Below are 25,064 nucleotides of genomic sequence, written 5' to 3' on the forward strand. Positions count from 1 at the left end.
TTTGGCTCGGGGGGGCGGCCTTGTGTAATTTGTTTTGCTACCTGAGAGTTGCGGCGCCCCCGTGCCAAATGTGGTTGGGCTTCGCCCGGGCCATACGGGAGGGAAACACAGCACTGGGGGTTTGCGCTGCGCGGCTGGTGGGTGGTGGGTTCTAGGCTGCGGGTATGGGTGCTTGGGTTGGGCGTGGGGTGGGGATGGGGTTGTTGCACGGCGGGGTTCAGGTCGGGGTTGCGGCGGTTGCGGTGTGGAGTCCTGGGGCGGGGGGTGGGGTTCGGTACATCGCGTTGGCGTTGTTGGTGGTGGTTGGGGTGTTGTGGGGGGCGTTGGACGCTTGGCGGGGGCTTGAGGGGCGGGGGATGGTGTGGTTCTTCGCTTCGCTCGTCGCCGGGCCGTTGGCCGGCGGGCTTGGGGTGGTCGGGGCTTCCTTGTTGGTCGATCGGACCGGGGTTGAGGCGTTGGGGGCGGCGTTGAGTGGTGGGGCCGCGTTCACCGCGTTGGTGGTGTTGGTGACCGCTGCGGTCGGGATGGGTGTTGGTGGGGCGTTTTCCGCGCGCCGTGTCAGCGGCGGAGGTCGCCGGCCTTCGTGAAGGCGTCCCAGGTTTCCTGGGGTACCGGGGTGATCGGGGAGGAGTTCAGGGCGGCGACTTCCGCCGCGCCGATCAGCCACAGCTTGTCCTGGTCCAGGATCAGGGCCACCTCGCCCGACGGGGAGCTCACGGCCTTCGCGCCTGCCGGGATGTGGGCCACCACCGGGAGTCGGTCCACGATCGGGGGGCGGTGGTCGAGGATTCTCGTGGCCAGGCGGTCGGTGACCGAGCGGCGTTCCACCCTGACCACCTGCTCCCCCACCACCAGGTCGACGGTGTTCTCCGGTGACGGCACGGCGAAACCGTCCAGGACCTTCGCCGAGGTCGTCGTGGTGCAGCCCGGGGCGCCCACGACGTCCAGGCCGAAGTGGGACAGGTCGGTCGGGGCTCCCGCCCAGCCGTCGACGGTCGCGCGGACCACGTCGAACGGGAGTCGGCCGCACGGGTCCTCGGTGGAGATCGGCAGGTGGCCGTCCGGGGTGCGGACCAGGCCCGGACCCTCGCGCCACGGGCCGGGGATGGTCGTCTGCTGGAAGGGGTTCGCGGTGAAGTCGCGGTTCCAGAAGGTGAGGGTGGTGCCGTCGTCGGTTTCGTGGGCGATGACGAAGGCGTCCAGGGCGTCGATGTAGGCCCAGTCGGCACTGAAGGCGTCGACGACGGAGCGCTCGCGCTTCCCGTGGGTGTCCGGGGTGGTGGTGAAACCCTTGGGGCCCAGTGCTTCCACGTCGGTGGCGAAGGTCGGGGACTTGGACCTGAGCACGAACTGGCCCGCGCCGTTCCAGCCGGCGGCGGTGCCGGAGGTGTCGGTGAACATCAGGTAGAACCAGCCGTCCAGGAACAGGACCGACGGTTGGCCCGCGCCGTAGGTGTTGTCGCGGATGGTGTCGTAGGACGGGCTGACGATCGGTTTGCCGTTCGCGGCCCGGGACCAGGCCAGGCCGTCGTTGCTGGTGGCGACGCCGATGGCGTTGCCGTGCGCGTGCTCGCCCGCCGCGCCGGTGTAGTACAGGTAGTAGGTCGTGCCGACCTTGACCACCGACGGGTCGCAGGTGTGCTCGCCGTCGAAACCCGTGACGCTGCCGGAGAGCACCGGGACGGCGGCGGCGCCGCTCGGGGCGGCGAAGGGGCCGTCGGGGCCGGTGCTCTCGGCGTAGAGCAGGTCGTCACCCGCCGGGGCGGCTATGCCCAGTTGGCTGCACCACCACATCCGGTGCCTGCCGCGGTCGACCACGACGGTCGGGCCGTAGTTGTACGGCGAGTCCCCGCCGCCGGCCGCGACGATGCCGCTCTTGCGGGGGCGGTCGGTGAACAGCACGACGGGCGCGCCCGGCTGCGGGCCCGCGGGTTCGGCCGCGCTCGGGGTGGCCTCCGCACTGGCCGTCGGCTTCTCGAGGACGGATTCGCCCGGGTCCGCCGTGCAGCCCGCCACCGACGTGCCGACGAGCACGCACCCGAGTGCGCACCGGAGAAACCGCGCCATTCCCCGATCAGGCCTGGCCATGCGGGGGGATCTCCACTTCTGCCGAGCCGGAGGCGACACCGGGAAGACGTGCGATCCCGGGCTCGGGTTCAGTGTAGAGATCAACTCACCTTGTCGGGCGACATCGAAAGAGCACCCGGTCGATTCGTCCGCGACCCGTCGTGATCACGCCACCTGGGCGGGGTGATCACGACGGGGTGGGGGGGATTGTTGAACGATGCTACGAGGGGGTGAGTGAACGATCCTTGTGGAGTCAGGGGTTTTGGGCCAGCCAGCGGATCGCCAACGGGTAGCCCTGGATTCCCAGGCCGGCGATCACGCCGTCGGCCACCGGGGAGATGTAGCTGTGGGCGCGGAACTCCTCGCGCTTGTGGACGTTCGAGATGTGGACCTCGACCAGGCGGGCCGTGAGTTGGCTGCACGCGTCGCGGACCGCGATGGAGTAGTGGGTCCAGGCGGCCGGGTTCAGGGCCACCGGGGTGGTGGTGTCGGCGGCTTCGTGGAGCCAGGTGAGCATTTCGCCCTCGAAGTCCGTTTGCCGGACCTCCACCTCCACGCCCAGGTCGCGACCCGTCCGCTCGCACAGCGACACCAGGTCCGCGTACGTCGTGCGGCCGTAGACGTCCGGTTCGCGGGTGCCGAGCCGGCCCAGGTTCGGGCCGTTGAGGACCAGGACCCTGGCGGGTGGCGGGGTCACAGGAGGATGCTCCCGCCGGACCTCGGCTCCGCGGCCACCGCCGAGTAGGCCGCCGCGATCAGGGACGGGTCGGGGCCTTCCAGGCGACCCGGCTTGGCCAGGCCGTCCAGGACCACGAAGCGCAGGACGCCCGCCCGGTTCTTCTTGTCCGAGCGCATGCCCTCCAGCAGCTGCGGCAGGGCGTCCGGGTCGTACTGGACCGGCAGGCCGAGCGAGGTCAGGACGGCGCGGTGGCGGTCGGCGGTGGCGTCGTCCAGGCGGCCGGCCAACCGGGCCAGTTCGGCGGCGAACACCAGGCCCACGCTGATCGCCGCGCCGTGGCGCCAGCGGTAGCGCTCGCGGCGTTCGATGGCGTGGCCCAGGGTGTGGCCGTAGTTCAGCACCTCGCGCAGGTCGGACTCGCGCAGGTCGGAGGACACCACGTCGGCCTTGATCCGGATCTTGCGCCGGACCAGTTCCCCGATCACCTCGCCCGTCGGGTCGAGCGCGGCGGCCGGGTCGGCCTCGATCAGGTCGAGGATCACCGGGTCGGCGATGAAGCCGCCCTTGACGATCTCGGCCATGCCGGCGACGAGTTCGTTGCGCGGCAACGTCTCCAGCGTGGCCAGGTCCACCAGCACGGCGGTCGGCTCGTAGAACGTGCCGACGAGGTTCTTGCCCGCGTCGGTGTTGATGCCCGTCTTGCCGCCCACCGCCGCGTCGACCATGCCGAGCAGCGTCGTCGGCACGTTGACCAGCTTCACGCCGCGCATCCAGGTGGACGCGACGAACCCGGCGAGGTCGGTCACCGCGCCGCCGCCGAGCCCGATCACCGCGTCCTGGCGGCCCAGGCCGATCTGGCCGAACACGTCCCAGAGGTACCCGGCGACCCGCAGGTCCTTGCCGTCCTCGGCGTCCGGGACCTCCACGCGGTGCGCGTCGACGCCCGCACCGGCCAACTCCTCGCGGACCGCCTCGGCGGTTTCCGCGAGCGTCGCCGTGTGGATGATCGCCGCCTTGGCCGTGCCCCGCAGCACCTCCACCAGGTCACCGAGCAGGCCTCGGCCCACCAGGACCTCGTACGGCTGCTCCGCGGCCACCCGGATCCGCACCGGCTCGCCCATCACCACTCCCCTCGTCGGGTCACCATTCGACCACCACCGCTTCGAGGGCGTTGCCGCCCCACACCCCGGCGAGCACGTCGGCCTGGTCCTTCACCGCCGCGCGCGCCGCGCCCTTGACCTTCGACCAGCCCTCGACCCGGAAGGTCATCGTCCGGCCGCTGATCGCGTGCCGCCACGCGCCCGCGACCCGGCCGTGCAGCACCAGCGCGCCCGGGCTGCCGACCGGTCGCCACACCCGCTTCGCCACGTCCGGCTCGGCGACGAGCCACCTCGGGCCGAGCAGGTACGGGTCGCGCGGGAACAGCAGCAGGCCGGCCGGCGGCTCGGTCGCCTCGGTCGCCTCGGGCATGTCGTCGCAGGTCAGGAGCGTTTTGCCGGCCACCGTGACCGGGGTCGTGTCGGGCCGGGACGACGGCGGGGCGCCCAGCCACCTCTCCGCGTCCGCCTCGGTGAACGGGCCGACGAACCGCGCGTAGTCGCGCAGCAGGGTCGGGCCGGTCGGGTCGGTCGGTTCCGGGAGGGCTGTCGGGCGGCGGAAGACGAGCTTCGCGCCGCGGGGTTCCAGTTCGACGCCGGCGAGCAGGGTGGCCAGTCGGAACAGGCCCTCGACCACGTGCGCCGCGCCGCACGGCGGGCAGTGCGGGGCGATGTCGGCCGGCACGTGCGGGGTGAGCGCGGCGGACAGCTCGGCCTTGGTGGCGGTGTCGCCGGGGAAGTGCTCGTGCACCGCCTCGACCACGACGTCCAGGTGCGCGAGGTCCGGTGGGTCGAACGCGCCGCACCACGCCCGCAGCTGGGCCGGGGTGCGGGGGCGCAGTTCGGCGCGCAGGCGTGGCAGGTCGGCCGGGCGGTGCAGGTGCGGCGCGCCGCGCAGGCTCAGGACTCGGGTCAGCGGCTCGTCGTGGTGCGGCGACCGGACGGCGATGGCCGCGCGCCCGGTGTTCGGCGGGCTGTCGACCACGCCCAGGGCGAGCACACCGAGGGACGGGTCTGTCTCGGACAGGCCCTGCGCCGCGGCGCGATGGGCCAACACCCGGGCTCGGGTCAGCTCCACGCGGCCAGCACGGCGTCGACGACCTCGTCCGGTTCGAGGTTGTCGGTCACCACCTCGAGGGCGGCCACCTCGCGGTAGAGCGGGAGGCGGGCGTCCAGCAGCGACTTGAACGTGGCGCGCGGGTTGACGCCGGCCAGCAGCGGGCGGGCGGTGGACAGGCCGGTGCGGCGGACGCCCTCGGCCATGCCCACGTTGAGGAACACGACCGGGTGACCTTTGAGCCTCTCCCGGGTGATTTCCGCGAGCACCGCTCCCCCGCCGAGCGCCAACACGCCGTCGTGGGTCGCCAAGCCCTCGGCGACGGCGTCCGCCTCCAGCGCGCGGAACACCTCCTCGCCGTCGGTGGTGAAGAGGTCCGAAATGGACTTGCCGGCTTTGTCGACGACGACCTCGTCGGAGTCCAGGAACGGCAGGTCGAGGCGTTGCGCGAGCAGTTGGCCCACGGTGGTCTTGCCCGCGCCCGGTGGGCCGAGCACGACGAAGCGGGGGCTCACCTGCCCTCCCAGCGCGCTTCGAGCGCCTCCAGGTAGGACGCGACGTTGCGCCGGGTTTCGGCGATGGAGTCCCCGCCGAACTTCTCCAGCGCCGCCTCGGCGACCACCAGCGCGACGACGGACTCCAGCACCACGCCCGCGCGGGGCACCGCGCACACGTCCGAGCGCTGGTGGATGGCGACGGCCGGCTCTCCCGTTCGGACGTCCACCGTGGACAGTGCTCGCGGGACGGTCGAGATCGGCTTCATGGCGACCCGGACGCGCAGCGGCTCGCCGTTGGTGATGCCGCCCTCGAGGCCGCCGGCGCGGTTGGTGCGGCGGGTGACGCCCTTCGGGCCGGGGCCGCGGTCGATCTCGTCGTGTGCCTCACTGCCCCAGCGCTCGGCGGTGGTGAAGCCGTCGCCGACCTCGACGCCCTTCATCGCCTGGACGCCCATGAGCGCGCCGGCGAGCCGTGCGTCGAGGCGGCGGTCCCAGTGCACGTGCGAGCCGAGGCCCGGCGGCAGGCCGTAGACGATGACCTCGATGACGCCGCCGACCGTGTCGCCGGCCTCCTTGACCGCCTCGACCTCGGCGACCATGGCGTCGGTGCCGCGCTGGTCGAACGCGCGGACCGGGCTCTCGTCCACCCGGTCCAGGTCGTCCGGGCCGGGCACCGGGGCGTCGGCGGGGGTTTTGGCCTTGCCGATCGAGACGACGTGGCTGATCACGTCCGCGTCGAAGACCTGCTTGAGGAAGTGGCGGGCGACCGTGCCGAGGGCGGTGCGGGCGGCGGTTTCCCGGGCGCTGGCGCGTTCGAGGACGGGGCGTGCCTCGTCGAAGCCGAACTTCTGCATGCCGGGCAGGTCGGCGTGGCCGGGGCGGGGGCGGGTGAGCGCCTCGTTGCGCCCGGTGGGCTTGAGCTCGGACGGGTCGACCGGGTCGGCCGACATGACCTTCTCCCACTTGGGCCACTCGGTGTTGCCGATGCGCACGGCCACCGGCCCGCCCTGGGTGAGCCCGTGCCGCACGCCACCGAGGATGTCCACCTCGTCGGCCTCGAACCCCATGCGGGGACTACGCCCAAACCCCAACCTCCGCCGTTCGAGTTGGCGGGTCAGGTCGGCAGTGGTGACCTCGACCCCCGCGACCATGCCTTCGAGCACGGCGACGAGGGCGGGTCCGTGGGACTCCCCAGCGGTGATCCAGCGCAGCACCCCCGAATCCTTTCACAGCGCGCCCGGCCCGAGCGTCCCAGGTCAACCCCACCGACCGGTCCCGACAGGTGGACGTGGTGGTGGGGGTGGGGTGGGCGCTCGCGGTGGGGCTTGCTTCGGGGTGGAGGGGGTGATGGGTACGGGTTGGTTGCCGTGGGTGGTGGTCGGGCGACGGTGGGTGGCGGGCCTCCTTGCGGAGCGTCGGGCGGGCGGGTGGGGGGTGCGGGTCTGAGAGGTGGGCGGTCGGGGCTCGCACGCCGGCCTCGGGCAAGGCCTCGCAGGTCAGGCCTCCCGGGCAGGCGGGAGCGGGCAGGCGGGGCTCTGGCGGCTCGGGCACGAGGTCGGGTCCTGGGTTGGCGCAGCCCGCGAGGGGCAGGGCGTGAGCGGGCAGGGCACCGGTTGGGCGGGGCGTGGGTGGTGAGGCTCGTGAGGGTCGGGGTGTGGGCGATTGGGGGCGGCGGTTCGCTCGGGAGGGCGGGTGGTTGAAGGGGCTGAGGGGGATGGCGGGTGCGTTGGGGTGGGCGGTGTGGGTTTGAGGGTGGGTGGCGATGAGGTGCGTGGTGCTGCGGGTGTGTGGGTGAAGGGCAGGCGGGAGCGGGCAGGGGCGAGGGTCAGCGCTGGTCAGCCCCGGTGCAGGTCAAGGGGCGGCGCTGGCCAGGGGTTGGTGCTGGACGAGGGCGGCGGCGGTCAGGGGCGGGGTTGAGCAAGGGCAGGGCCGGGCAAGGGCTGCGGGCGGCGAAGTGCGGCGGCGGGCAAGGGCAGCGTTGGGCAAGGGCTGCGGGCGGTCAGGGGCGGCGTTGGACAAGAGCAGCGGCGGGCAAGGGGCAGCGGGCGGGCAGAGGTGGCAGGCGGGCAAGGGCAGGGCTGGGCAGAGGCAGCGTTGGGCAAGGGCGGCGGGCGGGCAAGGGCCGCAGGAGGTCAGAGGCCGAGACAGGCAGCGGCGGGCGGGGGGCGGCGGCGGGCGGCGGTCAGGGGCCGCGGCGGTCAGGGGCCGTGTTGGGCAAGGGCCAAGCGGGCAAGGGCTGCGGCGGGCAGAGGCCGCGGCAGGCAAGGGCGGAGGCGGGCAAGGGTCGTTGGGCGAGGACAGCGGCGGGCAAGGGCCGGTGCCGGTCAGAGCAGGGCAAAGGCTGCGGGCGGTCAGGGCCGCGGCGGTCGAGGGCTGCGGGCGGTGAGGGGTGGCGGAGGGCAAGGGCAGCGGGCGGTGAGGAGCCGCAGCGGACGGAGGCGGCGGGCAGCGGTAGCGGCAGGTGAGGGCGGTGGCGGTCAGGGGCGGCGTTGCACAGGAGCAGCGGCGGGCAAGGGGCAGCGGGCGGGCAGAGGCCGCAGCGGGCAGAGGCGGTGTTAGGCAGGGGTGGCGGCGGTCAGGGGTGGCGGCGGTCAGGGGTGGCGGCGGTCAGGGGTGGCGGCGGTCAGGGGTGGCGGCGGTCAGGGGTGGCGGCGGTCAGGGGTGGCGGGCAGAGGCCGCGGCAGGCAAGGGCGGCGGCGGTCGAGGGCGGCGGCGGTCAAGGGTGGCGTTGGGCGAGGACAGCGGCGGGCAAGGGCCGGTGCCGGTCAGAGCAGGGCAGGGCTGCGGGCGGTCAGGGGCTGCGTAGGGCAAGGGCAGCGGCGGTCAGGGGTGACGTTGGGCAAGGTCAGGTGGTCAGGGGCTGCGGCGGTCGAGGGGGCGCAGGCGGTCGAAGGGGCGCAGCGGGCAAGGGGGCGCGACGGGCAAGGGGCACAGGCGGTCAAGGGGCGCGGTGGTCAAGGGGTGGTGAGGAGGGCTAGCCAGGTTGCGATCAGGAGGCCTGGGGCGTGGGGGATGGATTTTGGGTTGTGGCGGACGGACAGGGCCAGGGTGATCGCGGCGGCGATGGCGGTGGCTTGGAGGAGGGAGGGCCAGGAGATGGAGGCCAGGAGGGCGCCTAGCCAACCGGACAACTTCACGTCTCCGCCGCCCAGTGAGGACGGGGCGGTGAGGTGGATGGCCAGGTGGGCCGTGAAGAAGAGCGCGCCGCCCAGGGTGGCTCGCCACGGGTCTGGGCCGGCGGGGGTGTCGGAGGACGACGCGAGGAGGACGGCCGCGGTGAGCGGGTAGCCGGAGAGGGTCAACGCGTTCGGCAGTCGTCCATATATAAGGTCCCATGCCACCAGGGGCACCGAGAGGGTCGCGACGGCCAGGGTGGCGAGTGTCCACGGTGGAGTCGCCACGGTCAGGGAAATCAGCCACAGGACCGGGGTGACCAGGCACGCGAGTGCGGCGGCACGGCGGTCGGGCAGGAGGGTGGGGCGGGTGATGACCATGGGTTCAAGGGTGGACCGGTGGTCATAACCGGCACAACGGGGAGTGCGGGTGAATGGTCCATTCACCCGCACCCGTTCGTCGACTGTCGGACGGTCCCCCGGGTCAGCGTTCCCAGGTGAAGAGCCGGTCGCCGGCCTTCACCTCGCCGGACGCGAGGTCGAGCAGCACCTCGGCGGTCGCGTCGAGCGCCACCACCGGGCAGATCGGGGCGAAACCGGCCGCCTCGATCTCGGTCGGGTCCCAGGTGACCACCGGCTGACCGGCGCGCACCTCCTCGCCCTTCACCACGTGCAGGGTGAACCCCTCGCCCTTGCGCTTCACCGTGTCGATGCCCAGGTGCACCAGCACCGCGGCACCCTCCGGCGAGGCCACCACGAACGCGTGCGGGTGCAGGGTCACGATCGTCCCGTCGATCGGCGCGACGACGTCCGCCGCCGCCCGATCGGGTTCCACCGCGACGCCCGGACCCACCATGGCCTGCGCGAACACCGGGTCCGGCACCTCTGTCAGCGACACCACGCGCCCGCTGACCGGGCTCTGCACGAGCAGCGTCACAGCAGGTCCTCGATGTCGCTCGCGATCGTGTCGGCCTCGGGCCCGACGATGACCTGGACCACGTTGCCCGCCCGGATCACGCCGTGCGCACCGGCCGACTTCAAGCCCTTCTCGTCCACCACCGAGCCGTCGGTCAACTCGCAGCGCAACCGCGTGATGCACGGCTCGATCTCGACGATGTTGTCCGCACCGCCGAGCGCGGCGAGGATCTTCTCCGCCCTGTCGTCAGCCATCTCGCGTCCTCTCTCGACACCTGTGGTTGAAGCGCCGCCGCTCGGGCACGGTCCCGTAACGGCGGTTGACACCCGGTTGACGCGGAGAGCATCCTCCCCGCACCAACTGGTCTAGACCGGAAAGTACCAATCCCGGTCTGTCGATGCGAGCACAGGGGAGGTGTCGTGAACCGCGACGAGATCGTCGACGGCCCCAAGCCGAAGCACGCCCAGCTGCGCGACATCCTGCGCAGACTGGCCGAGCAGGAGCTGCCACCGGGGTCCGCCATCCCGTCCGAACGCGACCTCGCCCAGCAGTACCGGGTGTCCCGGATCACGGTGCGCGCAGCGGTAGGCCAGCTCGTCGCCGAGGGTCTGCTGACCCGGGCGAAGGGGCGGGGGACGTTCACCGCCCGACGTCGACTGGACGCCCAGCTGTACCTGGAGTCGTTCACCGACGACATGCGCAGGCGCGGGCTCACCCCCGCGACGGAGGTCCTGGACTGCGCCGAGGAGGTGCCGCCGTCCACGGCCGGCGTCTCCCTCGGCCTGTCGCCGCACGAACCGGCGTGCAAGCTCGTCCGCCTGCGCAAGGCGGACGGCGTGCCGCTGGCGATCGAACGCGGCTGGTACAACCCCAGAGTCGTCCCGGACCTGCCCCGGCACGACCTGACCGCATCGCTCTACACCCTCATCGCCGACACCTACGGGGTCCAGCTCGACCACGCGAGTCAAACCGTGTGGGCCGAGGGCGCGGACCCCGAAACCGCCAAGCTGCTGAACGTCAGAACAGGCAGCTCGCTCCTCGTCTTCCGCCGCGTCGCCGCCTCCCAGGGCAGGCCCGTGGAGGACATGACGTCCTGGTACCGGGGCGATCTCTACCAGGTGACCATGCAATTGGACCGGACCGACCCGGAATCCGGACCGAACTCCGCCAAGGGAGGTAACCCATGAGCGCCAGCGCCCCACAGGCGACCGGCGGTCGTGAGATCAAGGGTCTCGCCGGGATCCAGCGCTTCGGACGCAGCCTGATGCTGCCGATCGCCGCGCTGCCCGTAGCAGGCCTGCTGCTGCGCCTCGGCCAGCCCGATCTGCTCGGCAAGGACGGTGCGGGCTGGATCAAGGTCGCGGCGGTCATCGGCGCGGCCGGCGATGCTCTCTTCGCCAACCTGCCGCTGCTGTTCGCGATCGGTGTGGCCATCGGCTTCGCCCGTCGCGGCGACGGTTCGACCGCCCTCGCGGCGGCCGTCGGCTACGTCGTCACGACGTCGATCTTCAAGGCCATCTCGCCGTTCGTCTTCCCGCTCCCCGAGAACGCGGGACCGGACGTCAAGCAGCAGCAGATCGACTACCGGGTGCTCACGGGCATCATCGTCGGTCTGATCGCGGCGGTGCTGTGGCAGCGGTACCACCGCATCAAGCTGCCGCCGTACCTGGCGTTCTTCGGTGGTCGCCGGTTCGTGCCGATCCTGGTCGCGGCCGTGATGATCCCCGTCTCCGTCGTGCTCGGCCTGATCTACCCGTGGTTCGACAAGGCGCTGACCTGGTTCGGCGAGGCGGTCACCGGAAGCACGATCATCGGCGCGTTCATCTACGGCGTGCTGAACCGGCTCCTGGTCCCGCTGGGCCTGCACCACATCCCGAACACCTTCGTGCAGCAGGTCTTCGGCACCTTCGAGGGCAAGCACGGCGACATCCCGCGGTTCTTCGCGGGTGACCCGACCGCGGGCACGTTCCTCACCGGCTTCTTCCCGATCTTCATGTTCGCGCTCCCGGCGGCGGCCCTGGCCATCGTGCACACCGCCCGCCCCGCGCAGAAGAAGATCGTCGCCGGCATCATGGCCTCGGCCGCCCTCACCTCGTTCATCACGGGTGTCACCGAGCCGCTCGAGTTCGCGTTCATGTTCGTGGCGTGGCCGCTGTACGTGATCCACGCGATCCTGACCGGCACCTCGCTCGCGGTCAGCAACGCCCTGGGCATCCACGACGGCTTCGGCTTCTCCGCCGGTGCCATCGACTACATCATCAACTTCAACGTCGCGCAGAAGCCGGTGCTGTTGTTGGTGGTCGGCGTGGTCTACGGCGCGATCTACTACTTCCTGTTCCGCTTCGCCATCACCAAGTGGAACCTGAAGACCCCGGGCCGCGACGACGACGAGGACCCCGAGGCCGACCCGAGCGTGGTCACCGTGGCCGATGCCCAGGCGGAGGCGGGCGACCGGCGCGAAGGCCGCCCGGACGCCTCGACGGCCTGAGCGGATCGAACCAAGAGAGGGACGGACGATGGCTGAGCGACGGGTCACCGTGGCGAGCAAGGTCGGACTGCACGCCCGACCGGCGGCACTGCTGGCCAAGGCGGCGGCGGGACAACCGGTCAAGGTCACCATCCGCAAGGAGGACGGCCAACCGGTCGAGGCGGGCAGCGTGCTCGGTCTCATGACACTCGGCGCGATGCACGGCGACGAGGTCGTGCTGGCCGCCGAGGGCGACGGCGCGGACGCGGCGTTGGACGCCATCGCGGAGCTCATCGCCACCGACCTCGACGAGGGCTGACCGCCCTCACCCCGGTGGAAGCCGGGGTTCTGACCACACCCTCGCGTGGCCAGGACCCCGGCTTTTCCGCGCCCGGGAAGAGGTTCTACAGCGGGAGCGGCAGGAGGTCGCCGGTGGCCGCCCGCAACGCGGCGCGCATCGCCTCGCGCGGCGCGGGCCGGCCGGTGAACTGCTCGGACTGGCCGAAAGCCTGGTGCAGCAACATGTCCAGCCCGGTGGCGAGGGCGTTGCCGCGCTTGCCGACGGCCAGCGCCAGCGGCGTCGGCCACGGGTGGTAGATCACGTCCAGCGCGAACGGCGCCAGCGCCAGCTCGTCGGCGACCGGCTCGGTCGCGGCCGGCGGCACGGTGCTCACCAGAACGTCCGAAGTGGACGCCAGCGCGCCGAAATCGGCCTCGTGCCAGGGAACCAGGGTCAGCTCGACACCCGCGCGCACCGCGCAGTCCACGGCCTCGCCCGCGCGCGCCGTCGACCGGACGACCAGCGTCGCCGACCGCACGCCCACCGACGCCAGCCCCACCAGGGCGGCCGTCGCGGTGCCGCCCGCGCCCAGCAGCAACGCCGTCGAGCCCGTGGTGAAACCGTTGGCGCGCAACGCTCCCACCACGCCGTCGACGTCCGTGCAGTCGGCCACCCAGCCGGCCTCGGACGGCACCAGGGTGTTCGCCGCGCCCACCAGGGACGCGCGCGAGGTCGGCACCGACGCGACCGCGAGCGCGGCCCGCTTGTTCGGCATGGTCACCGAGAGCCCGGCCCACGACTCGTCCAGCCCGTGCACGAGCGCCGGCACGTCGTTCGCCACGCACTCGATCCTGGTGTAGGACCACGAGGTCAGGCCGAGCGCCTCGAACGCCGCGTTGTGCAGCACGGGCGACAGGGAGTGGGCCACCGGTGAGCCGATGACCGCCGCTTGCCTGCCCACGGTCAGAAAACGCCTTCCGCGTGGGCTTTCGCCACCAACTTCTCGTGGTCGGTCAGGTTGGTGGAGAAGCAGCTCGTGCCGTCCTTCTGGCACACCACGAAGTAGAGCAGGTCGCCCTTCTCCGGGGTGATCGCCGCCTTCAACGCGGCCTGGCTCGGCGAGCCGATCGGCGTCGGCGGCAGCCCCGGGGAGCTGTAGGTGTTGTAGGGACCGGACTTCTGCCGGTCCTCGTCGCTGGTGGTGATGGTCGGGCGGTCGAGGCCGTAGTTGACCGTCGAGTCGAACTGGAGGATCTGGGAGATCTTCAGCCGGTTGTAGATGACCTCGGAAACCTTGCCGAAGTCCTTCTCCAGGCCTTCCTTCTCCACCAGGGAGGCGATCACCAGCACCTCGTACGGCCGGAAGCCGGTGTCCTTGGTGCCGGACGGGATGCCGTAACCCTGCAACCGGGTGGCGGAGGTCTGGATGACCGCCTTGAGGATGTCCGGCGCCGACGCGCCCGGCTTCACGCTGTACTTGCCCGGCACGATCAGGCCTTCGAGGCGGTGCTCCTTGGGCGCCTTGGCCACGTCGGCCCGCGCCCACTCCGGGATGCCCAGCGCGGCCGGGTCGGCGGTTTCGGCGGCGGTGCGCAACTCCTGCGTCGTCACGCACTTCTTGGCGCCGTCCAGTTCGACGCACGACGCGTCGGACATCATCGACAGGATGCCCTTGGTGGTCTTGCCGTCGATCGCGGTGATGTCGTGCAGGACGTTGCCGCCCTTGATCTCCAGCGGCACGACCTTGGTCTTCGGGTCGACCATCCTGGTCACCGCGGCGGTGCCGGACATCTTGGTCTTCATCAGGTAGAAGCCGGGCTGGATCGCGGTGACCCTGGCGTCGTCCTTGCCCGCCTCGGTGAACGCGCGCGCGCTCGCCACCACACCGCTCTGCTGGAGCGTCGTGGCGATCGACGACACGAGGTCGCCGTCCTTGACCTCGACCACGACGTCCGTGTCGCCGGCGCCGGGGAAGTCCTCGTACGAGCCGATCCCGCTCAGCGTCTGGTACCCGTAGTACGCACCGAACCCGCCCACGGCGAGCACCAGCGCGACGACCACCCAGAGGGCGGTCTTGCGCTTGCGCCTGCGCCCGGACCGCGGGCGGTCGTCGCGCGCGTCAGGGTCCTCGAACAACCCGAGGTCGTCGCTCACGAGCGGGCTCCATCTCCCTCGGCCCGGTCCTCGTCGGCGGAACGGGCCACGTATCGCGCCCGTGCGTCGAGCCAGGACTGGAGGATCTCGACCGCAGCCGCCTGGTCCACGACAGCACGTTGCCTCTTGCCACGGACACCTCGCTCCGCCAGCACCCTGCTCGCCGTGACGGTGGTCAACCGCTCGTCGTGCAGGCGCACCGGAACCGGGGCGACCCGCTCGGCCAGCGCCGTCGCGTAGGTCGTCGCCGCCTCCGCCGCGGGGCCGTGCTTGCCGGCCAGGGTTCGGGGCAACCCGACCACGACCTCGACCACGTCGTGCTCGGCGACGAGCCCGGTCAGGTCCGCCAGGTCCCGGCCGGTCTTCTCGTCACGCGACAGGGTAACCAGTGGCGTCGCCAGAAACGCCCCCGGATCCGACAAAGCGACCCCTACCCGCACCGAGCCGACGTCGACGCCCAGCCTCCGACCGAGGCCGGGATCGTCGACGCCCGCCCGGTCAGCGCTGCTCAAGGGCGCGGTCCACCTCGGCGCGCAGGGCCGTGAGGGCCTCGGCCACACCCGCCGGGTTCGTGCCGCCGCCCTGGGCCAGGTCCGGCTTGCCGCCACCGCGACCGCCGACGGCCGGGGCGAACGACGGCACCAGCTTGCCCGCGGCCAACCCGAGGTCGCGGGCGGCCGACGTGGTGGCCACGACGAAGCTGACCTTGTCGCCGTCCGGGGCGAACAGGCCGACGACGCCGGCCTTGGCACCGAGCCGGTTGCGCACCTCGGAGGCGATGGTCCGCAGGTCGCCGCCGGAGGTGCCCTCGGGCAGCGCGAGGCCGACGAACGACACCCCGCGCACGTCCAGGGCCTGGTCGGCCAGCGAGCCGGCGTCCGACAGCAGCTGGGCGGACCTGAGCCGCTCCAGCTCCTTCTCGGCCACCCGCAGCCGCTCGACCAGGGCTTCCACCCGGCCGGGCACCTCGGCGTCCGGGACCTTCAGCAGCGCGGCCACGTTCTGCACCAGGGCGCGTTCGCGGGCCAGGTACTGGAAGGCCTCGATGCCGACGTAGGCCTCCAGCCGGCGCACCCCGGAGCCGACCGACGACTCCCCGATGACCGTGATGGGCCCGATCTGGGACGAGTGCTCGACGTGCGTGCCACCGCACAGCTCGCGCGACCACGGTCCGCCGATCTCGACCACGCGCACCGTGTCGTCGTAGGTCTCGCCGAACAGGGCCACCGCGCCGAGCTCCTGGGCGCCGCCCATGTCGGTGTACACCACGCGCACCGGCAGGTCCTTGCGGACGGCCAGGTTCGAGACCTCCTCGATCTCGCTGCGGGTGGCCTCGGACAGGCCGCCGGTCCAGGCGAAGTCGAGCCGCAGGTAGCCGGGCTTGTTGTACGAGCCGCTCTGGAGGGCCGACGGGCCGAGCACCTGGCGCAGGGCGGCGTGCACGACGTGCGTGCCCGAGTGGCCCTGGCGGGCGCCCACGCGCCACTCCTGGTCCACGCGGGCCTCGACGTGCTCGCCCTCGGCGATCTCGCCGGACAGCACGCGCACCTGGTGCACCCACAGCTTGCGGGCCACCTTCTGCACGTCCACGACCTCCAGTTCGGCGCCGCCGGAGACGATCACGCCGGCGTCGCTCTCCTGGCCGCCGGACTCGGCGTAGAGCGGGGTGCGGTCGAGCACGACCTCCACGATGTCGCCCTCGCGGGCACTGCGGATCCGCTTGCCCTCGCTCAGGATGCCGCGCACGGTGGCCTCGGAGGCCAGCTCCGTGTAGCCGGTGAACTCGGTCGGCCCCTGCTCCAGCAGCTCGCGGTACGCGGTCTGGTCGCCGTGCCCGGTCTTCTTGCCGGCGGCGTCGGCCTTGGCGCGGGCGCGCTGCTCGGCCATCAGCTTGCGGAACCCGGCCTCGTCCACGGACAGACCGGCCTCGGCGGCCATCTCCAGGGTGAGGTCGATGGGGAAGCCGTAGGTGTCGTGCAGCTGGAAGGCCTGGTCGCCGGGCAGGATGGCCCGTCCGTCGGCCTTCACGGCGCCGGCGGCGGTCTCGAAGATCCGCGAGCCGGCGTCGAGCGTGCGGAGGAACGTGTCCTCCTCGGCCTTGAGCACCTGCTCGATGCGGGCGAAGCCGGACACCAGCTCGGGGTAGGACGGGCCCATCGTGTCGCGCACGACGGCGGCGAACGTGGTCAGCACCGGCTCCGTCACGCCCAGCAGCCGCGACGAGCGCACGATGCGGCGCAGCAGCCGGCGCAGCACGTAGCCGCGGGCCTCGTTGCCGGGCGTGACGCCGTCGCCGACCAGCAGCACACCGCTGCGGGCGTGGTCGGCGATGACCCGGAACCGGACGTCGTCGGTCTCGTTCGCGCCGTACTTCCGGCCGGACAGCTCCTCGGCCTTGGTGATCACCGCGCGCACCAGGTCGGTCTCGTAGACGTTGTCCACGCCCTGGAGCAGGAACGCGACCCGCTCGACGCCCATGCCGGTGTCGATGTTCTTCGACGGCAGCTCGCCCAGGATCGGGTAGTCCTTCTTGGCGCCGCCCTCACCCCGGATGTTCTGCATGAACACCAGGTTCCAGATCTCGAGGTACCGGTCCTCGTCCACGACCGGACCGCCCTCGCGGCCGTACTCGGGACCCCGGTCGTAGTAGATCTCGGAGCACGGGCCGCACGGGCCGGGCACGCCCATCGACCAGTAGTTGTCCTCGATCCCCCGGCGCTGGATGCGCTCCGGCGGCAGGCCCGCGACCTTCTGCCACAGGTCGGCGGCCTCGTCGTCGTCCAGGTAGACGGTCACCCAGAGCCGCTCGGGGTCGAAGCCGTAGCCGCCGTCGGCCTGGGAGCGCGTCACCAGGTCCCAGGCGAGCCGGATGGCGTCTTCCTTGAAGTAGTCGCCGAGCGAGAAGTTGCCGGCCATCTGGAAGAACGTGAGGTGCCGGGTCGTCTTGCCGACCTCGTCGATGTCCGGCGTGCGCACGCACTTCTGCACGCTGGTCATCCGCGGGGCGGGCGGCGGGGCCTCACCGAGGAAGTAGGGCTTGAAGGGCACCATGCCGGCGTTGACGAACAGCAGGTTCGGGTCGTCCACCAGCAGCGGGGCGCTGGGGACGTACTTGTGGCCGGCGTTCTCGAAGTGCTCGCGGAAGCGCTTGACGATCTCGTGGGTCTGCACGGGTCTTTCCTCGTGTGTCGTGGTGGGTTCGGGGCGCGGCGAGGCGAACGACCCTCAGTCGTTCGCCCTGCGCGCTCGCCGACCCGGCGCGTAGCCCGTCTGCTTCTCCACGGTGTCCTGGAGTTCCTGCTCGCGCTCGGACATGCCGGCGCGCACCTCCGCGCCGAACGAGCCGAGGGCGCCGGCCAGTTCGCGCAGTCCCTCGCCGACGTTCGCGCCGATGCCCGCGGGCGTGGCGGCGTGCGCGGCCTGACCCGCCTTGCGGGTGGCGAACACGCCGGCCGCGATGCCGAGGCCGAACCAGAAGAGGCGCCTCATCGCCGGCCCCTGCGGCTGTGCTTCTTCGGCTGCTCGGCGGACTTGCGCCGGGCGCGCACGGCCTTGCTCAGGCCGTAGGACAGCGCGGCGGCCTTGACCAGCGGCCCGCCGAGGGTGGCGGTGAACAGCGAGGTCAGCGCGGACACGTTGCCGGTGACCGCGCGGGCGTTGGCGGTGATCCCGTCGACCCGCTCGAGCTGGGTGTTCACGTGGGTGATCGTGGTGTTGGCGCCGGAGAACAGCGGGTCGCTGTTCTGGTGGGCCTTCCGGATGGCGATCGTGGCCTCGTCCAGCGTCCGGCCCAGCTTGATCAACGGGATCGCCAGCAGGAGCACAAGCAGCACGAACGCGCCGGCGGCGACCAGCGCGGCGATCTGCCCTGGCGACACGGATCCTCCTGGTGACTGTCACGCGGCAAGGTGGGACCAAAGGCTACCGCGACCGGTCCGGGAGGTCCGAACGAGATCGCTCCGGGACGTGGCCCGCCCCTCGTCCGATACCCCCGAATGGCCGCGAGGTGATCGGGTTCGCGGCGACTAGCGTTGGTCGAGGTACGGGATCCGGTGGTCACAGTGCCCTTGACAGGCAGGACTTCGAGCGAGTGAGGTAAGGCTACCCTTAGTCGATCTTCGGAGGTGCCGTGTTCGCAGCCAGGTCCTCCGGACGACCACTCCCAGCGGGCCGCCCCCACGAGGTCCTGGCCGCCGCGGCCGACCTCCTCGGCCGCCCGCTGCCGCGCCGGGGCATCGGCCAGGACGCCGCGTTGGCGCTCGTCGGACGGGTGTTCGAGGAGTACGGTGCGAACCTCGCCCACCCGCTGACCGCCGCGCACCTCCAGCCGCCCGCGCTCGCGGTCGCGGTGCACGCCGACGCGCTGGCCAGCGCGTCGAACGCGTCCCTGGACACCTACGACTCGGGCCCGGCGGCGATCGCGGTCGAGCGGTGGGTGCTGACCGCGCTGACCGGCCTCGCCGGGTTCGGCCCGGACGCCGCCGGCGTGTTCACCCCCGGCGGCACGCTGTCCAACCTCACCGCGCTGCTGCTGGCCCGGGACCACGCGGCGCGCCGGCTCGGCGTCGACGTGCGCGCCGACGGGGTGGCCGCGGTGCCCGAGCCGGTCGTGCTGTGCTCGGAGTTGGCGCACTTCTCGGTGCAGCGGGCGTGCGCGGCGCTGGGCCTGGGCGAACGCGCGGTGCGGCCCGTGTCGGTGGACGCGTCCCGGCGGATGCGGACCGACGCGCTGGTCGCCGGGTTGCGCGCGGGCGGCACGCCGGTCGCGGTGGTCGCCACGGCCGGCACCACGGACTTCGGCACGGTCGACCCGCTGGCCGAGGTCGCGGAGGTGGCCGCCGAGCACGGCGTGTGGCTGCACGTGGACGCGGCGTACGGGTTCGGCGCGCTGTTCTCCGACCGGCTGGCGGGGCTGGTCGACGGGATCGGGCTGGCCGACTCGGTGACCGCGGACCTGCACAAGATCGGCTGGCAGCCGGCCGCGGCGAGCGTGCTGCTGGTCCGCTCGGCGGCCGCGTTCGCCACCCTGGAGCGCTCGGTCGCCTACCTCAACCCCGAGGACGACCGGGCCGAGGGCTACGACGGCACGCTCGGCCGCACGCTCCAGACCACCCGGCGCCCGGACGCGGTGAAGGTGGCCGCGACGCTGCTGGCACTGGGCCGCGAGGGGTTGGGCGCGCTGGTCGACCGGTGCCACGCGCTGGCCGGGCACGTCGCCGCGCGGATCGCCGCCGACCCGGCGTTCGAACTGGTCGGCGGGGTGGCGCTGACCACCGTGGTGTTCCGCTACCTGGCCGCGGACCCGGCACTCGCCGACCGGGTGAACGCGACGCTGCGGCGCGACCTGATGCGGTCGGGCACCGCGCTGGTCGGCCGCACCGAGGTGGACAAGGCGACCTGCCTCAAGCTCACGCTGCTCAACCCCGCCGCCACGGAGTCCGACCTGACCGCGCTGCTGGACCTGGTCCGGCAGGCGGGCGCCGCCGCCGAACGCACGTTGGAGGAGGGAGTGGCATGAGACCGGATCCGCTGGAGGGCGACCCGCGGTCGACCGCCGAGCACGCCCACCTGGAGGCGTTGCTGCGCTGTTGGACCCGGGAGCGCAACGTCCCCGTCGGCGACCGGGTGCGGATCGAGGTGCTCGGCCTGGCGCTGGAGGCCGACGTCCGGTACGCCTCGCCGACCGGGCGGCACCGGTTCGGGCCGGTGACGCTGGACGGCGCGCCGGTCGACCCGGTGCTGGCGGTCGCGCTGGTCGGCGCCCGGCTGGGCGGCGACACGGCGGACCTGGTCGAGCGGACCGCCGAGTCGGTGCGGCGGGTGACCGCGTTCGTGCGGCAGCGCAGACAGCAGCCGGTCGGGCCCGCCGACCGCTTCCTGGACGCCGAGCAGCGGCTGATGCTCGGGCACCTGCACCACCCGTCGCCCAAGAGCCGGGACGGGTTGTCCGACGCCGACAACGCCCGCTTCTCCCCCGAGTTGCGCGGGTCGTTCCCGCTGTTCTGGTTCGCCGCGGCCGAGGAGGTCGTGTCGCACGGCTCGGTCGCCGGTCCGGACGCGCCGGCGCTGATGGCCTCGCTGGCCGGTCGGTCGCCGGAACCGGGTCGCGTGCTGGTGCCGGCGCACCCGTGGCAGGCCCGCGACCTGCTGCACCGGCCGCGGATCGCGTCGCTGGTCTCGCGCGGGCTGCTGGAGCCGCTGGGCGAGTTCGGGCCGGAGTGGTCGCCGACGTCGAGCCTGCGCACGGTGTACCGGACCGGCGCGCCGGTGATGCTCAAGCTGTCGCTGGGGCTGCGGATCACCAACTCGCGCCGCGAGTCCACCTCCACCGAGCTGCGCCGCGGTTCGGAGATCCACCTGCTGCTGGAATCCGGGTACGCGGACGGCACGGCCAAGGCGCACCCCGAGTTCAGCGTGGTGCGCGACCCGTCGTGGCTCGCGGTGGACGAGGGCGGCGAGGTCACCGGGTTGGACGTGGCGGTGCGCGAGGTGCCGGCGGGGCTGGGCGACTCGCGGTGCCTGGCCGGGCTGGTCGCGCCGCGGCCGGGCATCGGGCGCAGCCTGCTGGGCGAGCTGGTGGTGCGGCTGGACGCGGCGGAGTGGGTCGCGGACTACACCGACCTCGTGCTGGTGCCCATGCTGCGGCTCTACGCCGAGACCGGCATCGGGTTGGAGGCGCACCAGCAGAACACCCTGGTGCGGCTCGATCCGGCCGGTCGGGTCGCGGGCGGGCGGTACCGGGACAACCAGGGCTACTACCTCGCGTCGTCGCACCTGCCCGCGCTGCTGGCGCACCTGGGCGTGGCGTCCTCGACGCTGGCCGTGGTGGACGACGCGATCGTGGACGACCGGCTCACCTACTACCTGCTGCGCAACCAGGCGCTCGCGGTGATCGGGTGCCTGGGCGCGGAGGGGTTGGCCGACGAGCGCGCGCTGTTGGGCGTGATGGCGTCCCGACTGGAGGCGGCGCTGCCCGCGCTGGCCGCGGCCGGTCCGGACGGCGACCGGCTGGCCCGCCGGTGGCTGACCGCGGACACGTTGCCCTGCAAGGCGAACCTGCTCACCCGCCTGGAGGGCATCGACGAGGTGCTGGCGCCGTTGGACGCGCAGTCGGTGTACTTCGAGGCGCCCAACCCGTTCCGGGAGGGCAGGTGCGCCCCGTGACCCACCTGGACTCCTACCGGCAGGTCGACCCCGAGTCGGTACCCGGTCCCCCGCTGCCCGTGCTCACCGACGGGTGGCACGCGCGGGCGGTCGACCCCGGCGGGCCGGACCTGGACCTCGTGCACCGGTGGATGCAGGCGCCGCACGTGGCCGCGTTCTGGCACCAGGCGTGGCCGCGCGAGCGGTGGGAGGAGGAGCTGCGCGGCCAGCTCGACGGCCGGCACTCGTTGCCCTGCCTGGTCTCCCTGGACGGCGACCCGGTGATGTACGTGGAGGTGTACCGGGCGGTGCGCGACGTGGTGGGTCAGGTGTACGCGACCCGGCCGCACGACCTCGGGCTGCACCTGGCGGTCGGCGAGCTGTCGATGACCGACCGGGGGTTGGTGCGCTCGCTGCTGCCGGTGCTGACCGACGCGCTGTTCGCCGCCGACCCGCTGTGCACGCGGGTGCTGCTGGAGCCGGACGTGCGCAACCGGCGGGCGATCAGCTCGTTCATGGCGGGCGGGTTCTCCCCCGTCGGCGAGGTGCTGCTGCCGGACAAGGTGGCGCTGCTGATGGTGCGGACCCGATGACGCACGACGTGGTGGCGATCGGCTGCGGACCGTTCAACCTCGGGTTGGCCGCACTGGCGTCCACTGTGGACTCACCGGACGTGGTGGTGCTGGAGGCGCGGCCGGAACTGCGGTGGCACAGCGGGATGATGTTCCCCGACGCGCTGCTCCAGGTGAGCTTCCTGGCCGACCTGGTGTCGCTGGTCGACCCGACGCACCCGCTGTCGTTCCTGAACTACCTGCGGTCGGCGGACCGGTTGTACCCGTTCTACGTCCGGGAGCGGTTCCACCCGACGCGGCCGGAGTACGAGGACTACCTGCGGTGGGCGGCGTCCCGGCTGCCGGCGGTGCGGTTCTCGCACGAGGTGACGTCGGCGCGCTGGGCGTCCGACCGGTTCGTGGTGTCCGGCGGGGGTTTCTCGGTGGAGGCGCGGAACCTGGTGCTGGGCGTGGGCACCGAGCCGCACGTGCCGGCCGCGCTGGCCGGGCTGACCCGGCTCGCGCACAGCTCGGAGTACCTGCGCACGTCGGTCGACGTGCCGCGGGTGACCGTGGTCGGCTCCGGGCAGTCCGGCGCGGAGGTGGTGCTGGACCTGTTGCGGCGCAACGCCTCCGGTGGTCCGGCGGTGACCTGGCTGACCCGCACGCCGGTGTTCGCGCCGCTGGACTACACCAAGCTGGTGCTGGAGATGACCACGCCGGAGTACGTGCGGCACTTCCACGCGCTGCCGGCCGCGCGGCGGGACGCGCTCAACGCCGAGCACTGGCGGCACTACCGGGCGATCTCGTCGGAGACGTTGGAGGAGCTGCACGACCTGCTCTACCGACGCGAGTGGGCGCACGGGCTCGCGCCGGTGGAGTTGCGGCCGGGCGTCGCCGTGGAGTCCGCCGCGCAGGACGCCGACGGGGTCGTGCTGCGGTGCCGGCACCGCGACACCGGCGCGTCCTTCACCCACCGCACCGACCTGGTCGTGGCCGCGACCGGGTACCGGCCGGCCCGCACGCCGTTCCTCGACCCGCTGGAACCGTTGGTGCGCCGCGATTCCAGTGGCCGCTACGAGGTCGCGCTCGACCACTCGATCGCGCTGGACCCGGCGGTGACCGGCCGGGTGTTCGTGGCCAACGCGGACCTGCACAGCCACGGCGTGGCCGCGCCGGACCTCGGCATCGGCGCGTACCGCAACGCGACGATCCTCAACGCGGTCGCGGGCCGCGAGGTGTACCCGCTGCCCAAGCACACCGCCTACACCAGCTTCACCGCACCGGGAGAGTCCGTTGAGTGACCTGTGGCGCCGCTGCTCGGCCGAACTGCTGGCCAAGACGATCGGCGAGCTGTGCTTCGAGGGCCTGCTCGTCCCCGAACCCGGCTACGTGCTGCGGTTCGACACCGCGGTCTACCGCTTCGCGGCCGAGCGCACGGCGTTCGGCGGCTGGGCCGTGGAGGTCGGCTCGGTGCGCCGCGGCGCGGCCGGCGTGCTGGGCGACGACGTGGTCGAGCAGTGCGAGGACGTGCAGCGGTTCGTGGTGGAGGCGTTCGGCTTCCTCGGCGTCGACCCGGGCACCACGGCGGGTTTCCTGGCCGAGGTGACCGCGACGCTGTCCGCCGACGTGGCGCTGGCGGCGACGGCCGTGCCGGTGGCCGCGCTGGCCGCGTTGCCGCGCGCGGAGCTGGACGGGCACCTGACCGGGCACCCGTGGCTGATCGCGAACAAGGGTCGGATCGGGTTCTCCGCCGACGACGTGGCGCGGTACAGCCCGGAGGCGCGCACGCCGGTGCGGTTGCCGTGGTTGGCCGTGCACCGGGGGTTGGCCGAGTTCCGCGGTGTCTCGGAGCTGTCGGAGGAGGCCGTGCGGGCGCACGAGCTGAGCCCGGCGACGGTGGAGCGGTTCACCGAGGTGCTCCAGGAAACCGGCGCCGACCCCGGCGCGTACGTGTGGCTGCCCGCGCACCCGTGGCAGGTCGACCACGTGGTGCGCACGCTGTGGGCGCCGGAGCTCGCGACCGGTCGGATCGTGGAGCTGGGCGAGGGGCCGGACTGGCACCTGCCGACCCAGTCGATCCGCACGATGTCCAATGTGGACGATCAGACCCGGTTCCAGGTCAAGCTGCCGCTGCGGATCCTGAACACCTCGGTGTACCGGGGCATCCCGCCGCACTGCTCGCTGGCCGCGCCCGTGGTGACGCAGTGGCTGCGCGGGTTGTGGCGGGCGGACAAGCTGATCGGCGAGTGGGGCACGGTGCTGCTGGGCGAGGTCGCGTCGGTGACGGTGCGCCACCCGCAGCTGTCCCGCGCGGGCGCGGTGCCCTACCAGTGGTTGGAGACGCTGGGGTGCGTGTGGCGGGAACCGGTCGTGCTGGCGCCCGGCGAGCGCTCGTGGTCGCTGGCGGCGGTGCTGCACGTGGACCCGGCCGGCCGGCCGCTGGTGCGCGAGTTCGTCGGCGACACCCCGCCGGTCGAGTGGTACTCGGCGCTGCTGCGGGTGTTGTTCCGGCCGTTGCTGCACGTCCTGTACACCTACGGGATCACGGTGAACCCGCACGGGGAGAACGTCGTGGTGATCACCGACGGGTCGGGCCTGCCGGTGCGGGTGGCGCTGCTGGACCTGGTGGACGACGTGAACGTGTCGGTGGACCGGGTGCCGGAACGCGGCCTCGACCCGGACGCGCACGACCACGTGCTGCCGCGCAAGCCGTGGGTGGTGCTGCGGCAGTACGTGGTCGACGCGCTGCTGGTGGGCGTGCTGCGGCCGTTGGCGCGGTTGGCCGACCTGCCGGAGGACGTCTTCTGGGGCCTCGTCCGCGGCGAGGTCGACGCCTACCGCGCCCGCTTCCCGACGCTCGCGCCGAGGATGGACGAGGGCTCCCTGACGTCGGAGACCTTCACCCGCTACCCGCTGAACTCCTACCGGCTGACCCTGGGCTACCAGGACCTGCCCACCCGTCCCCCGGTCCCGACCGGAGGCGTCATCCCGAACCCGCTGCACGACGTGGCGCCGGTGGAGCCGGTGGACGGGTGGTGAG

23 protein-coding genes are annotated in these 25,064 nt (G+C 72.6%); 8 read left to right on the plus strand and 15 right to left on the minus strand.

Going from position 1 to position 25,064, the window contains the following annotated elements; all coding sequences use genetic code 11:
- Positions 1-558: 558 nt before the first annotated feature.
- The 9 genes from AB0G50_RS22535 to AB0G50_RS22575 form a co-directional block, all read right to left on the minus strand.
- A complete protein-coding gene (locus AB0G50_RS22535) occupies positions 559-2,034 on the minus strand; it encodes a beta-xylosidase (protein WP_360111805.1) in 1,476 nt (491 codons plus the stop codon).
- Positions 2,035-2,320: 286 nt separating this feature from the next.
- Positions 2,321-2,764, minus strand: a complete 444-nt coding sequence (aroQ, locus tag AB0G50_RS22540) for a type II 3-dehydroquinate dehydratase (RefSeq protein ID WP_360111807.1) — start codon at positions 2,762-2,764, stop codon at positions 2,321-2,323.
- Positions 2,761-3,867: a 3-dehydroquinate synthase gene (aroB, locus tag AB0G50_RS22545; protein ID WP_360111809.1), complete on the minus strand. Its 1,107-nt coding sequence runs from the start codon at positions 3,865-3,867 to the stop codon at positions 2,761-2,763. Before aroB ends, aroQ begins: the two co-directional genes overlap by 4 nt.
- Before the next feature lie 19 nt (positions 3,868-3,886).
- Complete coding sequence (locus tag AB0G50_RS22550) at positions 3,887-4,921, minus strand: crosslink repair DNA glycosylase YcaQ family protein (protein ID WP_360111811.1); 1,035 nt, start codon at positions 4,919-4,921, stop codon at positions 3,887-3,889.
- A complete protein-coding gene (locus tag AB0G50_RS22555) occupies positions 4,912-5,415 on the minus strand; it encodes a shikimate kinase (RefSeq protein WP_360111813.1) in 504 nt (167 codons plus the stop codon). Before AB0G50_RS22555 ends, AB0G50_RS22550 begins: the two co-directional genes overlap by 10 nt.
- A complete protein-coding gene (gene aroC / locus AB0G50_RS22560) occupies positions 5,412-6,611 on the minus strand; it encodes a chorismate synthase (RefSeq protein WP_360111815.1) in 1,200 nt (399 codons plus the stop codon). The genes AB0G50_RS22555 and aroC overlap by 4 nt, the downstream gene beginning before the upstream one ends.
- Positions 6,612-8,351: 1,740 nt before the next feature.
- Positions 8,352-8,891: a prepilin peptidase gene (locus AB0G50_RS22565; RefSeq protein WP_360111817.1), complete on the minus strand. Its 540-nt coding sequence runs from the start codon at positions 8,889-8,891 to the stop codon at positions 8,352-8,354.
- A gap of 103 nt (positions 8,892-8,994) precedes the next feature.
- Positions 8,995-9,447 (minus strand): PTS glucose transporter subunit IIA, encoded by a 453-nt coding sequence (locus tag AB0G50_RS22570; RefSeq protein ID WP_360111819.1) that lies wholly within the window; start codon positions 9,445-9,447, stop codon positions 8,995-8,997.
- Positions 9,444-9,680: a PTS glucose/sucrose transporter subunit IIB gene (locus AB0G50_RS22575; protein WP_360111821.1), complete on the minus strand. Its 237-nt coding sequence runs from the start codon at positions 9,678-9,680 to the stop codon at positions 9,444-9,446. Before AB0G50_RS22575 ends, AB0G50_RS22570 begins: the two co-directional genes overlap by 4 nt.
- 165 nt (positions 9,681-9,845) lie before the next feature.
- On the opposite strand from AB0G50_RS22575, the gene AB0G50_RS22580 reads away from it, so the two are divergent.
- From AB0G50_RS22580 to AB0G50_RS22590, 3 genes are read left to right on the plus strand one after another with little or no spacing between them, the layout of a single operon-like run.
- On the plus strand, positions 9,846-10,613 hold the full coding sequence (locus tag AB0G50_RS22580) for a GntR family transcriptional regulator (protein WP_360111823.1): 768 nt from the start codon (positions 9,846-9,848) through the stop codon (positions 10,611-10,613).
- Entirely contained in the window at positions 10,610-11,914 is a 1,305-nt protein-coding gene (locus AB0G50_RS22585; RefSeq protein WP_360111825.1) for a PTS transporter subunit EIIC, read from the plus strand. The genes AB0G50_RS22580 and AB0G50_RS22585 overlap by 4 nt, the downstream gene beginning before the upstream one ends.
- Before the next feature lie 28 nt (positions 11,915-11,942).
- A complete protein-coding gene (locus AB0G50_RS22590; RefSeq protein ID WP_360111827.1) occupies positions 11,943-12,212 on the plus strand; it encodes an HPr family phosphocarrier protein in 270 nt (89 codons plus the stop codon).
- A gap of 85 nt (positions 12,213-12,297) precedes the next feature.
- On the opposite strand, the gene AB0G50_RS22595 is transcribed toward AB0G50_RS22590, so the two are convergent.
- From AB0G50_RS22595 to AB0G50_RS22620, 6 genes are read right to left on the minus strand one after another with little or no spacing between them, the layout of a single operon-like run.
- A complete protein-coding gene (locus tag AB0G50_RS22595) occupies positions 12,298-13,134 on the minus strand; it encodes a shikimate dehydrogenase (RefSeq protein ID WP_360111829.1) in 837 nt (278 codons plus the stop codon).
- Between the two features lie 2 nt (positions 13,135-13,136).
- A complete protein-coding gene (gene mltG, locus AB0G50_RS22600; RefSeq protein WP_360111831.1) occupies positions 13,137-14,327 on the minus strand; it encodes an endolytic transglycosylase MltG in 1,191 nt (396 codons plus the stop codon).
- Entirely contained in the window at positions 14,324-14,839 is a 516-nt protein-coding gene (ruvX, locus tag AB0G50_RS22605; RefSeq protein ID WP_360111833.1) for a Holliday junction resolvase RuvX, read from the minus strand. Before ruvX ends, mltG begins: the two co-directional genes overlap by 4 nt.
- On the minus strand, positions 14,826-17,498 hold the full coding sequence (gene alaS, locus AB0G50_RS22610) for an alanine--tRNA ligase (protein WP_360111835.1): 2,673 nt from the start codon (positions 17,496-17,498) through the stop codon (positions 14,826-14,828). The genes ruvX and alaS overlap by 14 nt, the downstream gene beginning before the upstream one ends.
- Positions 17,499-17,552: 54 nt before the next feature.
- On the minus strand, positions 17,553-17,816 hold the full coding sequence (locus AB0G50_RS22615; RefSeq protein ID WP_360111837.1) for a hypothetical protein: 264 nt from the start codon (positions 17,814-17,816) through the stop codon (positions 17,553-17,555).
- On the minus strand, positions 17,813-18,205 hold the full coding sequence (locus AB0G50_RS22620) for a DUF948 domain-containing protein (protein WP_360111838.1): 393 nt from the start codon (positions 18,203-18,205) through the stop codon (positions 17,813-17,815). Before AB0G50_RS22620 ends, AB0G50_RS22615 begins: the two co-directional genes overlap by 4 nt.
- A 251-nt stretch (positions 18,206-18,456) precedes the next feature.
- Here AB0G50_RS22620 and AB0G50_RS22625 point away from each other — a divergent pair, with 251 nt between their 5' ends.
- Genes AB0G50_RS22625 through AB0G50_RS22645 form a run of 5 tightly spaced genes read left to right on the plus strand, consistent with a single transcriptional unit; the run spans position 18,457 to position 25,063 of the window.
- On the plus strand, positions 18,457-19,845 hold the full coding sequence (locus AB0G50_RS22625) for a pyridoxal-dependent decarboxylase (RefSeq protein WP_360111840.1): 1,389 nt from the start codon (positions 18,457-18,459) through the stop codon (positions 19,843-19,845).
- Complete coding sequence (locus tag AB0G50_RS22630; RefSeq protein ID WP_360111841.1) at positions 19,842-21,491, plus strand: IucA/IucC family protein; 1,650 nt, start codon at positions 19,842-19,844, stop codon at positions 21,489-21,491. Before AB0G50_RS22625 ends, AB0G50_RS22630 begins: the two co-directional genes overlap by 4 nt.
- Positions 21,488-22,063: a GNAT family N-acetyltransferase gene (locus AB0G50_RS22635; RefSeq protein ID WP_360111843.1), complete on the plus strand. Its 576-nt coding sequence runs from the start codon at positions 21,488-21,490 to the stop codon at positions 22,061-22,063. The genes AB0G50_RS22630 and AB0G50_RS22635 overlap by 4 nt, the downstream gene beginning before the upstream one ends.
- On the plus strand, positions 22,060-23,325 hold the full coding sequence (locus AB0G50_RS22640) for a SidA/IucD/PvdA family monooxygenase (RefSeq protein WP_360111845.1): 1,266 nt from the start codon (positions 22,060-22,062) through the stop codon (positions 23,323-23,325). The genes AB0G50_RS22635 and AB0G50_RS22640 overlap by 4 nt, the downstream gene beginning before the upstream one ends.
- Entirely contained in the window at positions 23,318-25,063 is a 1,746-nt protein-coding gene (locus AB0G50_RS22645) for an IucA/IucC family protein (RefSeq protein WP_360111847.1), read from the plus strand. Before AB0G50_RS22640 ends, AB0G50_RS22645 begins: the two co-directional genes overlap by 8 nt.
- The last annotated feature ends 1 nt before the right edge of the window (position 25,064 follow it).

This window comes from Actinosynnema sp. NPDC020468, assembly GCF_040642015.1.
GTDB lineage: Bacteria > Actinomycetota > Actinomycetes > Mycobacteriales > Pseudonocardiaceae > Actinosynnema.

Excerpts from the sequence above, each read along its gene's own strand:
- aroB (WP_360111809.1), bottom strand. The coding sequence starts at position 3,867 with ATGGGCGAGCCGGTGCGGATCCGGGTGGCCGCGGAGCAGCCGTACGAG.
- AB0G50_RS22565 (WP_360111817.1), bottom strand. The coding sequence starts at position 8,891 with ATGGTCATCACCCGCCCCACCCTCCTGCCCGACCGCCGTGCCGCCGCA.
- AB0G50_RS22575 (WP_360111821.1), bottom strand. The coding sequence starts at position 9,680 with ATGGCTGACGACAGGGCGGAGAAGATCCTCGCCGCGCTCGGCGGTGCG.
- AB0G50_RS22585 (WP_360111825.1), top strand. The coding sequence starts at position 10,610 with ATGAGCGCCAGCGCCCCACAGGCGACCGGCGGTCGTGAGATCAAGGGT.
- AB0G50_RS22590 (WP_360111827.1), top strand. The coding sequence starts at position 11,943 with ATGGCTGAGCGACGGGTCACCGTGGCGAGCAAGGTCGGACTGCACGCC.
- AB0G50_RS22615 (WP_360111837.1), bottom strand. The coding sequence starts at position 17,816 with ATGAGGCGCCTCTTCTGGTTCGGCCTCGGCATCGCGGCCGGCGTGTTC.
- AB0G50_RS22630 (WP_360111841.1), top strand. The coding sequence starts at position 19,842 with ATGAGACCGGATCCGCTGGAGGGCGACCCGCGGTCGACCGCCGAGCAC.
- AB0G50_RS22640 (WP_360111845.1), top strand. The coding sequence starts at position 22,060 with ATGACGCACGACGTGGTGGCGATCGGCTGCGGACCGTTCAACCTCGGG.